The organism is Nocardia pseudovaccinii NBRC 100343 (assembly GCF_001613225.1).
GTDB lineage: Bacteria > Actinomycetota > Actinomycetes > Mycobacteriales > Mycobacteriaceae > Nocardia > Nocardia pseudovaccinii.
Window position 1 is genome coordinate 21,465 of record NZ_BDBY01000246.1, and the last position, 13,153, is coordinate 34,617.

The 13,153-nt window shown below is 63.9% G+C and carries 10 protein-coding genes; 9 read left to right on the forward strand and 1 reads right to left on the reverse strand.

From position 1 onward, the window contains the following. Nucleotides 1-656: 656 nt before the first annotated feature. The 9 genes from NP3_RS30430 (at nucleotide 657) to NP3_RS30470 (ending at nucleotide 12,454) form a co-directional block, all read left to right on the forward strand. On the forward strand, nucleotides 657-2,696 hold the full coding sequence (locus NP3_RS30430; RefSeq protein WP_063045056.1) for an ADP-ribosyltransferase domain-containing protein: 2,040 nt from the start codon (nucleotides 657-659) through the stop codon (nucleotides 2,694-2,696). Nucleotides 2,697-2,763: 67 nt separating this feature from the next. Then, entirely contained in the window at nucleotides 2,764-2,958 is a 195-nt protein-coding gene (locus tag NP3_RS30435; protein ID WP_063045049.1) for a hypothetical protein, read from the forward strand. 1,389 nt (nucleotides 2,959-4,347) lie between these two features. After that, the gene (locus NP3_RS30440) at nucleotides 4,348-5,304 is read left to right on the forward strand and encodes a replication protein RepA (RefSeq protein WP_063045050.1); all 957 of its coding nucleotides are present in this window, start codon (nucleotides 4,348-4,350) and stop codon (nucleotides 5,302-5,304) included. A 976-nt stretch (nucleotides 5,305-6,280) separates the two neighbouring features. Beyond that, entirely contained in the window at nucleotides 6,281-6,619 is a 339-nt protein-coding gene (locus NP3_RS30445; RefSeq protein ID WP_063045051.1) for a hypothetical protein, read from the forward strand. Next, nucleotides 6,619-7,830 carry a lipase family protein gene (locus NP3_RS30450; protein ID WP_084509189.1) on the forward strand — a complete coding sequence of 404 codons (1,212 nt, stop codon included), beginning with the start codon at nucleotides 6,619-6,621 and terminating at the stop codon, nucleotides 7,828-7,830. Before NP3_RS30445 ends, NP3_RS30450 begins: the two co-directional genes overlap by 1 nt. A gap of 238 nt (nucleotides 7,831-8,068) precedes the next feature. Beyond that, nucleotides 8,069-9,262, forward strand: a complete 1,194-nt coding sequence (locus tag NP3_RS30455) for a cytochrome P450 (RefSeq protein WP_169814605.1) — start codon at nucleotides 8,069-8,071, stop codon at nucleotides 9,260-9,262. A 6-nt stretch (nucleotides 9,263-9,268) separates the two neighbouring features. After that, on the forward strand, nucleotides 9,269-10,732 hold the full coding sequence (locus NP3_RS30460; protein ID WP_169814606.1) for an NAD(P)/FAD-dependent oxidoreductase: 1,464 nt from the start codon (nucleotides 9,269-9,271) through the stop codon (nucleotides 10,730-10,732). 124 nt (nucleotides 10,733-10,856) lie between these two features. Further along, nucleotides 10,857-12,050 carry an oxygenase MpaB family protein gene (locus NP3_RS30465; protein ID WP_245721179.1) on the forward strand — a complete coding sequence of 398 codons (1,194 nt, stop codon included), beginning with the start codon at nucleotides 10,857-10,859 and terminating at the stop codon, nucleotides 12,048-12,050. Between the two features lie 23 nt (nucleotides 12,051-12,073). Continuing rightward, complete coding sequence (locus NP3_RS30470) at nucleotides 12,074-12,454, forward strand: hypothetical protein (RefSeq protein WP_157124651.1); 381 nt, start codon at nucleotides 12,074-12,076, stop codon at nucleotides 12,452-12,454. A gap of 303 nt (nucleotides 12,455-12,757) precedes the next feature. Here NP3_RS30470 and NP3_RS30475 read toward each other — a convergent pair. After that, nucleotides 12,758-13,153 (reverse strand): DUF397 domain-containing protein (locus NP3_RS30475; RefSeq protein WP_307679509.1); only part of this gene is annotated, 396 nt, incomplete at its 5' end.

Genomic DNA, 13,153 nt, shown 5'->3' on the forward strand with positions numbered 1-13,153 from the left:
TCTACAGTTCTGATGAAGAGGAGGCGATCCTCTCGTTCAGAGGGTGTCAACTGATTCTATTCGCGCATGTGCCGCAGAAGATGCGCCGGCGGCCGTCGTTGCCCCAACTGTGGAAAGCGTCAGCGCAGCAATGAAAGCGAACGGAAGCTGGCGCATGAGCAGGCTCGCCCGGAAGAGCTTGTCGATCACCTCAAGGCCATGGGGTTGGTGGAAGCGGTCCTCGCTGCTGCCGAGCGTGCGGGGCGAACACATGGCCGGTCTCGGCATCGATCCGAATGTCCTGGGTGATCTTGAACGACGACAGTGGTTGTCGGGGATTGGAAGGGGCTGGCCGAAAGGTCGCAAAGCGAGAATTGTGATCCAATTCACGTCCGGGGGCTCTCGGCGATGGGCGTGCCCCGATCACGTCGGCTGATCAGCGTAAAGCGACGACGCCTGCCTGAGCCTTGCACGCCAGAGGTAGCGCCTACGCAGCACCGTTCTCCGGGGACGTGTCGTTTCTCTTTAGTCTGCGGCCCATGTGCCGCTCTACTGCTGAGGGCGCACGCCGCTGCCCGAAGTGTGGCAGCGTCGGCGCCGCGATGAAAGCCAATGGCAATCGCCGCCTCAACCGCTTGGCGCGCAAGAAGGTCGTCGACTATCTCAAAGAGAAGGGCATGGTCGAGACCGCCGCGGCGGTGCTGGCTGCGCCGCCGAGCATCTTGCCCGAGCTGATGGCCGGGCTCGGGATCGACCCGAAGGTCCTCGGTGACACCCCGATGCCGAGTGCTCACGCCAACCCGCCGTCAGCGAAACTCCTTATCGCCCAAGCCAACGCCGAGCAAGAGAAGTTGGCCGCGCCGAAACTCACCCCCGCTCAGACGGCGCTCGAGACTGCCGAGAACAGGCTCGCCGACGCAGAGACTGCGGGCGAGAACACACGTAAGGCCATCAACCGGGCCCGCTCCAAACTGCGGAAGGCGACGAAGGAAGCCGCCGAAGCCGACCTTCCGAATCCTCTGGCCGCCGATATGGAATCGGCTGGCGACCCGTCCATCTCTGACAAACTCGACACACTGCGAGCCGCCGTTGACCAAGCCAAGCAGGCGCATCTGGACGCCATCAAGGCCGTCGGTGACGCCAAAGACGATGTGTCGGCTGCGAAGTTCGGGCTGCGCGAGGATATGGACCCGGCCGATCGCGATGCCTACTACGCGAGTTTGTCCGACGACGAAGTCGACGCGATCGCCCGCTCGATCAACCGCCAGTACGCCAGTGACGCCGCAGTGGCCCTGCAGGCTGGTGGTGAGCCGAGGCTGACCGGCGTGGCGCGGGATACCAGCGTCTATGAGCATGCCAAGCTCCCTATGGAGACTGGCAGCGGTGTCACGGTTGTAGAAGGCCGAAAGCTCGACGGTGGCACCGCCATCTATCGCAGGGGCAGTGGCGATTTCGTTGTCTTGCAACGCAAGGGTGACGTCTATTTCCCGGTGACCACTGCGCACGGAAAGTCGGATGCGCTGGCCAAGGCCAACCGGATTCCGATCATGACTGAGCTCGGTCCGCTGCCAGCTGACGCCACGGACATGCAGCGCCAGGCGTACACGGTCAAGGCGGATCTGGCGCTGGTGGTTGCGACGAAAGCCGCCAACGGCACCGCAGCCTCGGTCGCAGCGCAGCAGAAGATCATCGATGACGGAATGGCCGGAGCTGCCGAGAAGCTCGCTGACTCCGCCGGTGGGGGAGTGGTCCGCGCCGACATCTACGAGGGCACCAAGCGGCACAAACGTGCGATGCGGGAGAAGGCTGCGCACGAAGCGGGGGAGAAAGCTCGCACGGCCGCACTCGCATCCGGAGCGACGAAAGCGCAAGCAGAGGTTGCGTACGCCAAGGCCCGTCGAAAGGCCCTGGGCACACCGACGCGCGGGGGAGGGGTCATCCCGCACTTTGACCACAAGGTGCCGCCCGACAGCCTGGGCGCCGAGAAACACGCGAGCCTGACTCGCAGCGGAATTCGCGCGTGGGGTGTGGAGACCGCCGACGATTACGCGATCATCGCCAAACGTGCCGGCGACCTGAAGGCCTGGGGATTCACCGAAGCCACCGGCAAGTTGAAGACCTCAAGCATCTCAGCACTCACGCAGGAGAACGCCGACTTCGTCGAGAAGAAGCTCACTGTCAAGGAACGCGGCGCGCTGAACACCTACACCGGCGGCTCATATATGGAGATCAACGCAGCTATCACAGGTCGCGATGCGACGCCGAGTTCGCACATCAAATCTGTTGTTTCGCAGCTGGAGTCGGCGTTCGACAAGTTTGGTCAGGACAACCCGAACATGAAGCCAATGACGGTCATGCGTGGATCCCGTGTCCCGAGTGGCTGGAAAGGCACACCCGCCGAGTACCTTGAGGCCACGTTCAAGCGCGGTTCGCGAGTGGAGATCGGGAAAGTCACCAGCTGCTCGACGCGTGAGCAGACGGCTTTGGCTTTCGCCTCGCCTCCGCCGTACATGATGGTTATCCGAACCCGGGACGGGCTGCCGGTGAAGTCGATCAGTCAACACAGCCCTGAAGACGAGGTGATCGTCCCACCAGGTACCCACCTGCGGTGCGTGCGCGTCGACCCTAACGGCATCGGAGGCAAACCCACCGTCTATCTCGTCGCCGAAGACCTGGTGGCGGAAGACGAAGAGCACAGCTTCGCCGCTGCAGCGTGATACAAACCATTGACCAGCACAAATGGCACGTCCCTCACCCCGGCGGCCGTCGTAGACAAGGAAAGCCATGAAACTGCCGGCCGAATGGCGCGCAGAGATCGAAAAACAGGCCGACGCCGGCCTGGACCCGGATGCGATCGCGAACTACTTCGGGCGCATGGTGGACGAGATCACTCTCGAGGAGATCACGGCGGTCCGAGACGCGGCTATCGCCAGGCAACGAGGTGGCCCGCCTGACTCGCGAACATCGCACACCGGGTGATGTCAACCCAGCTGGGCTTCAGATGCCGATACCGGAGAAGTTCGTCTGCGGTGCGCCGTTTGCGCGCGTAGATCAAGCTATGCGTTCGCTGTGGAGGCTCCCGGAAGTTGACGCCGGATAGCCCGATCTTGGCGTTGGTTTGCAGGCCAAGGGGGATCGCCATGTACCGACGGCGTGGAGTGAGGCTTGGAGACATTCGGTGTGAGGTGAGTGAGGGAACCATCTACCACAAGCAGCGCCATCTACGCAGGTCAGAACCAGATTGGGGATCCTACGAAAACTGGATGCCAGCGAAAACTCAGCTGAAGAAGTCCTGGATGGCTGGAATTCCATTCACAGCCGAGAGCCAGCGTACTACAGGAACTCTCTATAGGGGGGTTATATAGGTAGGGTCGCGATTTTTACCGTTTGACCTGCGGAAATCTTGCAGAACGCGTTGACAAAAGATGCGTGGATGCGTTGACAAAAGATGCGTGGCTTCCTGGGAAAACGTGGTTTTGGGCGTTGACAAAAGATGTGTGCATAACAGGTTGCGGGAGCACCTTATCCACAAGTAAATGTGGAATTAGTTGACAAACAATGCGCAACAATTCACAGCTACCGGCGTTGACAATCACTGCGTAAGCCGTTGACAAAAGATGCGTAGCGGTGCGAGCTGCTGTCGCCGCCAACCTCTCGGCGGCTCATGGTCCGCTGCCTCAGGGATCGGTACGTCGCGCCACCCCCAAAGCCGTCGTCCGCGAACGCGGCTGCGCATTGATTGGCAACGCCCCTATCCGACTCGTGCACCGCACATCGAGCTCCGCTTCCCGATCCCTTCGGCGCTGGGAACGTCAAGTAACGCGAAGCTCCGGCCTTGAGTCCACTCTGAAATGAAACTTCGGGACTCTCCAAGCGGCACAGATTGTCACGCATCGTTTGTCAACGACTTCGGCGATAGAATCTTGCGCAGGTTGACGCGACCAGGCGCATTGATTGTCAACGATCGAATGTACAGCGTGCTGTGACCGGTGATCTGATGTTCGGTCGAGGGGGCGTTGACCAACGATGCGTGCAAGGGGCCACCCGCGCGGGCAATGTGGCGTTGACAAACGATGTGCCAGAATGCGCGGCCACCCTACCTCGGCGGGGTTGAGCCGTGTTGACAACAGATGCGTGAACTTCTGGCATAGCTCCACGCGGCGCGCTGATACCACGAGCGTTGACAACAGATGCGCTGCTGCAGCCGGATTCGGCAGATGATCAGGGACGTTGACAAACGATGCGCAGGTGCAGGCACACCGCATACATCGAGTTCGTGGTCGCTGCGTTGACAAACGATGCGTGTCATCCGGAGGGATGCGACACAGCCCAGAGGCTAGATACCTGGTGTCGCCACGGATCGGTGGCATGATCACGGACATGGTCGAACCTACGAGATTCGAGCCGGAGGTGATCACTGACTTCTCCGATCGGCCTCTGACAACAGCGCAACGCATCGGCCTGCTGGCCAACGTGTTTACCCAAACGAGCCTGCCCTATCGCAATCCCGGCGACGAGAAGACGTCGTGGACCAGGCGCAACGGCCCGATTACGCTGACTGTTCAGCCCGGAATGACTGTAGACAGGAACGGCGTGGAGCGGTCGGTGGGTTTTCCGTTCGGCACGATGCCTAGGCTGCTGTTGGTCTGGCTGTCCACTGAGGCAGCTCGAACCCAGTCGCGTGACCTGATCATGGGTGAATCCTTGACCCACTTCATGGACGCTCTCGGCATTGTCCGCAAGACCGGCGGCAAAACTGGGTCGATTACCAAACTCAAGGATCAGGCCGAAAGGCTGTTCCTTGCCACTATCAGCGTCCGCGACGACGGCGACCCCGATCGGCAGGTTGGTGCCCGGGTATCGGTCGCTACGAAGTACGACCTCTGGTGGCGAAATGACGACAAGGGGCAACCCTCGTTGATGCCAAGCACCGTGCGACTTAGCCAGGAGTTCTTCGAGGAGTGCATCGCAAACCCGGTCCCACTCGACATGGACACCCTAACCAAGTTGCGCGGATCTCCGATGCGGCTCGACATCTACACGTGGCTGACCCGCCGGTTCTCCTACCTGGACGAGCCCAGCCACGTTTCGTGGCGATCGTTGCGGCTCCAGTTCGGTTCGAACTATGCAGACAACCGCAATGGGCACTGGAAGTTCGCGCAAAACTTCGTCGCTAACCTCAAGATCGTCACCGCCGTCTACACCGACGCGAACGTCGAGGTCACGGAGAACGGCATCATTCTGCTGCGGTCTCTGCCCGACGTGCGTCCGCGGGGAGCGCTGAAGCTTGAGCAAGCCCTGCGCAACGAAGGATCTCTGTTCTAAGGCTCGGGTCTTTGGTCGCTGCGATTTTGAGATCCCGCCACGGCATTTGAGAGCCTGCCTTCGCGCATACAATCGCGTCAAGAGCACCCGTTGGCCTGCGGGGATGCCATGTCCCGACCCCCAACGGAATTCGTTGGCACTCGCCACGTGAGAGGGCGAGGATGCAGTGGCGGGGGAGAGTGGATCATCTGCTGTGGTCGGTCGCTGGGCCTAGTGCCCCGTTGGCTTTTGGGCATTCCGGCAGTACATACGGCTGCGTGGGCGCGGATTCGTTAATCCCGTTGATAGGCATGGGATCTGACGTGAGACCAAGCGTTCAGGACAACCAGGCGTATTGTCGGCTACGGGTTGGCAATCTCTCGGAGATACTGGCCCTGCGGTCTTCGAACGGTTGAGGACTGCGACCTCTATTGTGAATGACAGGTGCCGCTGGGACTCCCCCCCTCCCAGCGGCACCGCCATGTCGGGCCTGGCATGCCACACATCATCTGCGCACCCTTGATTCTCGGTCGGTGTCTCACAATCCTCTGTGATGTGATTCAGGTCACACCCTAGTGTCGCATGCTGCTGCTGGGATCTCTGCTGCATCTCACGCGCGGTGTCGGTCGAAATTTGCTGGTGGACAGCAGTATTCGAAGTTGACCTTGTTTCAACGAGATTCAGAACAGCCTATTCCGCCAGCTGAGTCGTTGATTGAGGTCGCTGTCGGATTGCCCCTTTGATCAAGGCGCTCTCAGAAAGTCGACACTTCGAAGGGGGACCTTTGGGCGCCCGCAGCCGCACCGCCATCGCAACCGGCCGGATTGCAATGCCAGGAGCAGCGCCAGGAGCACTGCCACCAGCATTTGCGTTGACCTGCAACGAAATTGCTGTTGCTGAGCCCGCTGATAGTCCGGCTGCTGTGCAGGGCACTCTGCAGGTCAGATCAACCGCGCTGTCTGCCGCCAGTGTCGCGAGTCCAACTGCCACGCAACGCGTGCCGCTGGCGGCAGATGCGCTTAGCGAGGTCGGGGACCGCGCGGCAGCATCTGGGGATCCGCTGCCGGCCCCCGCGTGCCTGGATCCGAATGACATCGGCAAGGCGGCACTTTCCGACGCCGGCCTCGGCGTGGCCGGTGGCAATCCGGCCGCAGGTGTCGGCCGCGCCAGCGAAGCGGTGACCGGTGGAGTTGCTGGCGCAGGAGCTGAGTCCCTGGTCGGATTCGGTGCGCTCACCACCGCAGACTGCACGGCGGCCGCCGCCGGATGCGCCACAGCCGACTTCCTGAAAGTGGTGCCCGCATTCTCCCTCCTGGCTGGATCGGAGACGCGGTGATGACCCCGAACAGTGTCAGGCCGAGCGCAGTGCGTGCGATAGCGGCGAAAGTAGGGGTGGTGCTGGGGTTTCTCGCGTCAATAGCACTGGCCGTTCCGTCCCATGCCGAGGCTCCGTTGATGCCCGCAGGCCTGAACGACAGCTTGTATGTGGCGCCTGCGGATCTCGCCGCCCACGCGCCCGGCGATGTGCTCCAGGTCCGCACTATGCCGCCACCCCTCGGCTTCTTGCCCCTCGTGAGCGTCACCCAGATCCAGTTTGCCAGCACCGACAGCCTCGGTCGGCCGATCGCGGCGGTCGCGACCGTCATGAGTCCACCCAATCGAGGCACCGGACCGTTGATGGTGTTCGATCACACCGTCAACGCCTTGGGGCTGGCGTGCGCGCCCTCGAAAGCGCTGTGGTCAGGAGATCCCAATCTCGCCATCGGCCCGGCGCTGCAGGTTCCGATGGCCGCCGGATGGACGGTCGTGTTCCCCGATCACCTGGGGCCGAAGTCGGCCTACGGCGCGGCCAAACTGGGCGGACAGATCACCCTCGACGCCGCCCGCGCAGCGCAGCGACTGCCGGAACTGCAGGTCGGCGCATCACCGGTGCTGCTGTCCGGCTACTCCGGCGGCGCGATGGCGGCCGCCTGGGCGGCCAGTCTCGCACCGACCTACGCCCCCGAGCTCGACATCCGCGGCGCGGCCATCGGCGGCACACCGACGAACCTCGAGGAGATGGCCGCAGGCCTGGGCCTCAACCCGCATCCCGCGTTCGGGCTGGCGTTCGCGGCGGCGCTGGGACTCGAACGTGAATATGGCACCCAGATGCCACTGAGCGACCACATGAATCCCGCCGGATTGTCGTTGCGTGCCCGGATGGCCAATGCCTGCACCGATCAGATCCTGTCGCTGGGCGCGAATCTGTCGGTGGGGCAGCTAGCCACGGATCTGAGCCTGTGGGACGACCCTGACATCCACGGCATCCTCCGCGCGAACTCGCTCGAATTCTCTAGCGCCCCACCGCAGGTGCCGATCTTCGCGTGGTCCGGCGACGGTGACGTGCTGATCGCGCGTGATGCGCTCGAGCGCACCCTCGGCCGCTGGCGAAGCCAAGGTGTGCCGGTGGCCGAGATCACCGTGCCCGGTGATCACATCGTCGCAGCGATGCTCGGCCTTGTACCGGCGGTGCAGTGGCTGTTCGGAGTGGCCGGCGGCGGACGATGACGGCACCCCGCGACCGCACCGTGCACGGCATCCCACTGCCGGTCGTGTCGGTCCAGGGCGTGGGCAGGAACCCCACGCGGGCTATCCGGTTCGCCCGTACCTCGGTCGGGTGGGCGGTAGTCACCGCAGTGCCGCCACCGTGGTGGATGCTTCGACTCGCTCTCGCAATCGGTGACCTGCGCAGCAGCTGGCGCCGTACCCGATGCCGCGCAATCATGTTGTCCCGGAGGGGATCTCGATGATATCGGCCTCAGCATCGGAGGGCACGCTGCAGCTGCTGCGTACGTGGATGGCGACACCGCAGGATGTGATCCCGATCGTGGGTGGCCGCAACGTTCTGATCAAGCACCCTGACCACATCCGCGCAGTGCTCACCGACAACAGTTTCACCAAGGAGACCGGTGCGAATAGGCGCTTCAGAGACCATGTGGCCGACGGCGTTCTCACCGCGCCCGCGGACCGGCATCGCGCTGAACGCCTGCTGCTGAACGCGGCGACCCGCGACTTCATGACCCTCAATTGCGTTGCCACCGAACATGTCGAGGCCCTTGCCTCACTGATGTCCTGGCACGCGGCCCGTGGTGAACGAGTCGACCTCACCGCGGCGATGAACAGGCTGGCTCTCGGCGTTATCGCCGAGGTCCTGTTCGGCTGGACCGCGATCGACGAACTGGCCGAGGCCATGGCCGCAGCGATGGCCGTGCTCGATGCGAGTGGCGCCATGCTGCCCACCCAACAACAGCTGTCCCCGGTCCGCGACCGGGTCTTTCGGGCGGTCCACGAACTGGTCGAGCTGCAGCCGCCGAGCGAACGTGGGCCCGCCCTCACCGCCATGATCGACGCCGCCTACAGCCGCGACGCCATCGCCCACCAGGCGGTGACCCTTCTGCTCGCCGGACATGAGACCACCGCGAATTCGCTTGCGTGGATCTGGATTTCACTCATCCGCACACCAGACGCATATGGCCGATGGCAGCAGCAGATGCTCGCAGTCCCGCGCATGGCGCGCGCGGCCACCGGCAACGTCACCCGCGAAGGCCTGCGGCTGTTCCCGTCGAGCTGGATCATCGGGCGCAAATCCACGACCGACACCGAGATCGACGGAACGCCGATACCGCGCGGTTGCACGATCACCATCTCGCCCTATGTGACTCACCGCCACCCGCAGTTCTGGCCGGACCCGGAAAGATTCGACCCCAGCCGCCACGACGGCAGCCCCGTTCACCGGTTCGCCTGGCTGCCGTTCGGAGCCGGCGCTCGCATGTGCCTGGGCTCCACCTACGCCCTGTGGGAAGCCGACATCACCTTGTCCACCCTCGGACAGCGATTCCGATTCCACTCCGACGCCGCCGAGACCGCGACCCCACGCTTCCGCTACACCCTCGGCGCGCCTCCCATGCCCGTCGACATCCAGCCGCTCGGACAGAGATGAGGGGACATGCCGTTTCCGCACGTAGAGCACCCCAAATGGCTACAGACCGTACCCGCACGGGCAATCGGCCACCGGCATACAGCGCGGAGCATCAGCGCGTCCTCGCGACGGATTCGCTCGGGCGCGACAACGCTGCCGACCGATGGCCGTGGCACCGCAGTCGTGAACGGCGGCGGGTTCGCCGGCATGCTCGCGGCATTGGCGCTGCACGCCGTCGCCGACCGGGTCGTGGTCATCGAGCGTGACCGTTTCCCGGATACCCCAGGAACCCGGCCCGGCCAGCCGCAGGGCCACCACGCGCACCTGCTGCTCGAGGCCGGGCATCGGGTCCTCGAAGAACAACTCCTGCCTGGCATCCGGGCACAGCTACTGGCCGCGGGTGCGTCCCGCGTTGCGATGTCGCGCGAGCTGCGGTGGCGATCCAGCGCCGGATGGATGGCAGAACACGACAGCCACTTGGAGATTCTGTCCTGCAGCCGAGGCCTGCTCGACCACATGCTTCGAAGCCGGGTGCTAGCCGAATGCCCCGGGATTGAGGTGCACGAGGGCACCGACGTCGTCGGGCTTCTCGGCTCGCCTGAAGCGGTGACCGGCGTCCGAATCAGAGCCCGCGGCGACCACAACGACGTGCACGATGTGCCCGCCGAGATGGTCGTCGACGCGTCTGGCCGCCACAGCTCACTGCCAAAATGGCTCACCACCCTCGGCTGCGCACCGGTCCGCGACGAACGCGTCGACGCGGGCGTCCGATACCTCAGCCGCCAATATCACCGCCCAGCCGGCGCGGCCGACCTCGGATTCAGCGCCCTATACCTGCAAACACGCCCGCCCGATCACCCCTGGACCGGCGCGCTGCTACCCATCGAGGGCAACCGGTGGATCGTCTCACTGGGTGCCATGCAGGGATGGGAGCCCGCGCCAGGCGACCCCGGGTTCAACGCGGTCCTCGCGCAGCTCGACCCGCTCCTGAGCGAGATCCTGCGCGACGCCGAACCCGCCAGCACCGTACGAGGATTCCACCCCGGGCCGAGCGTGCGCCGGCATTACGAAGACAAGACAACACCGGACGGGCTGGTCGCACTCGGCGACGCCAACAGCTGCTTCAACCCGGTGTACGGCCAAGGCCTGAGTGCCACCGCGCTCAGCGCGCGTGAGCTCCGCGATGCCGTGCAACACCATGGCAGCCTCGATCACCGGGCCACCCGAGCCGCGCGCACGCGCATCGCAGCGGTCACCCAGCCTGCATGGTTGATGTCGGCCAGCGAAGACGTGCGCTGGCCAAGGACAATCGGCGGCCCGTCAGGTGCATTGACCCGCATCCAACACCGGTTCCTCGACCGTGTTCTCGAGCGCTCGACCACGGATCCGCGAGTCACCGCGGCCTTCCATGAGGTGATGTCGCTCGTGTCCGCGCCGACGACGTTGCTACGCCCAACAACCCTGGTTCCCGTGCTGCTGGGAGGGCGCTGAGATGCCACACATCGGTCATCGGACGCCCGAACCGTCTCCGCAGACCGAATTCGCCATCAACACAGCAACCAAACTGTTTGCGCCCCCAGGTATTTCAGCTACCGACGAACAGCACCGCGCATACTTGCGATACACCCACATCGGTGACCCGACCGCCGACGCGGTAGTCGCAATGTTCCGCCAGGTGCCCGGCGAGGGCCGCCGCATGTTCGAAACCGCAGTGGAACACGGTCTGGCTGCTGTGACCGACCCACCACCCGAGCTGGTGGCCTTCTTCGACGAGATCGACAACCCGCCGTACTGGTTAGACCCCCAGCGGATCGAACTAGCATGCCGCGCGATCGGACGTACCGGAGCGACCATCGGGTTCACCACACTGTCGGTGGCCTCCCTCATGGGCGGCTACCTCGCCCATAGAGTAAGCAAAACACTCACCGCCACAGCGGATCTGGAGCACAGGGCACCTCGCCGCCTCGCCTCCACCACAGCCTGGTTCACCGAAGTGACCACCCCAGGCGGACTGCAACGATCCGCGGCCGGGTGGAAAACCACGATCCGCGTGCGCCTCATGCACGCTGTGGTCAGAGCCGGGCTCAGCCGCCGCCCCGAATGGCGGCACGACGAATGGGACCTCCCCGTCAACGCGTCCCAAATGGCCGGAACCATCATGATGTTCAGCCTCGCCCACATGACCGGCTGCCAGTTCCTAGGCCTGCACTTCAGTCGCCGAGAGCGAGACGCGATCTTCCACCTGTGGAGATACGTTGGCCACCTCCTCGGCGTGCCGCCGAAGATCCTGCCGGTCGACGAGCACGACACCTGGCGACTCATGTCACTGCAGGCAGCTCACGAGTTCGGGCAGCCCGACGCCGACAGCGTGCGGCTTACCCAGGCCCTGATCCGAGCCATCATTCCCGCTGTCGTGGGGGAGGGTGCCGGCCCACTGCAGCACCTCAAACGACAGACCGTGAACAGGCTCCTGCTCGCCTACGGCCGCCTGATCCTCGGTCGCACCAACAGCGACTTCCTCGGACTACCCGACCACAAACCGGCCCAGGCCGTCGTGATCACCGCTGCCGCGTCCATCCGGATCCTCGAATTTCCCCGGCGTCTGCTGCCCGGCGCCACCCGCTGGTGCGAAACCCGCGGTCGCCGTGGCCAGCTGACCCTCACCCGACGAATGAGTGTCTCCCACGGCGGCGCGCGCCACAGCCGCCACGATCACCTCGCAACCGCCGCGGCGCGCCACCACCGTGATCTGGACGAGGGACATGCCATACCCGCAGGTAGAGCGCTTGGGACCGACCCACGTCGCTGATCATCACCGAGAGGAATCCATCCATGCGAATTCGCACAGTTGCAGCAGCGGCGGCCCTTGTGGCCGGAGCCGGAGTCACCGCCGCGATCACGGCAGGGTCGGCGGCCGCGGTGGTGCCCGTCAATGTCCCCGGCGCAATCGGCCTGGGCTTCAACCACGACGAAACCATCGCCCTGAGCAACAGCCCAATCCCAGGAATCCTCGGAATCGGGCTGCTCGCACCAGCAACCGTCGTGCACGTGAGCCCGGACGCATCCCTTCCACAGGAGAACGGACAGGTACTCGCCGACATGCCCACCATCTGGCGCGATGCCGCCGACGCACCGAACGGCCGGATGGTCGTAGCCCTGGTGGACCCGGCCCAGTTCGGGGGTAAAACCATTCTCGTCGCCGAGTTCCGGTAAAGACCTAGCCATCACAGACACCCCTTAATCGCCGCGTGGCCCGGCAAACCTGACGGATTGTCGGCGGGCGGGAACTGCGCCGCGAAACGTCACTGTGACAGTGATATCCGGACAATCTCTCCGCATACGAGGTCGAAAATGGTCACGATGCCTCGATCCGGCAAAGGTCTGCTGCGTCGATAGGCCGCCATCATTGATCAGAACTCGATCTGCTCTACAACGGCCATGAACCTCGCAAGCGTCCGGCCAGCCCTGCACAAGACTGACTGGACGCTTCGCGGGAGAAGCGAGTTACTACTACTACTACGCCACGGAGCGGACGGTGAAGTCGAACTCTCCACCGTGGACGCCGTGGATGAATGCCTCCCATTCAGCCGGGGTGTAGGTCAAGCTCACGCTCGAACGTGTCAACTGCACTGTGCCGTCGCTGGCTGCGGTGGCACACAGCTGAGCAGGATTGAGTGCTGAGCCACATCCAGTAATCTCCTCGATGAAGGCGGACCACTCGGCCTTGGTTACTGTGATGATTGGTTCAGTGGCGGGATCGTTGAGCGGGTTGCGCAGATATTTGCTGTCCCGGATCGACACCGAGGTGGCGCCTTCGAGGACCTCGACGCAGGCGCCGCTGTTGTTGCTGCGGGCGGCTTTGCGCCAGACGCCGGTAATCATTGCTGGAGTCCTTCCATTGTGGAGATGATG

What these genes read in the sequence shown, in the direction of transcription:
- NP3_RS30430 (WP_063045056.1), top strand. Translation starts at nt 657, where the DNA reads ATGGTCGAGACCGCCGCGGCGGTGCTGGCTGCGCCGCCGAGCATCTTG.
- NP3_RS30455 (WP_169814605.1), top strand. Translation starts at nt 8,069, where the DNA reads ATGATATCGGCCTCAGCATCGGAGGGCACGCTGCAGCTGCTGCGTACG.
- NP3_RS30450 (WP_084509189.1), top strand. Translation starts at nt 6,619, where the DNA reads ATGACCCCGAACAGTGTCAGGCCGAGCGCAGTGCGTGCGATAGCGGCG.
- NP3_RS30440 (WP_063045050.1), top strand. Translation starts at nt 4,348, where the DNA reads ATGATCACGGACATGGTCGAACCTACGAGATTCGAGCCGGAGGTGATC.
- NP3_RS30435 (WP_063045049.1), top strand. Translation starts at nt 2,764, where the DNA reads ATGAAACTGCCGGCCGAATGGCGCGCAGAGATCGAAAAACAGGCCGAC.
- NP3_RS30470 (WP_157124651.1), top strand. Translation starts at nt 12,074, where the DNA reads ATGCGAATTCGCACAGTTGCAGCAGCGGCGGCCCTTGTGGCCGGAGCC.
- NP3_RS30460 (WP_169814606.1), top strand. Translation starts at nt 9,269, where the DNA reads ATGCCGTTTCCGCACGTAGAGCACCCCAAATGGCTACAGACCGTACCC.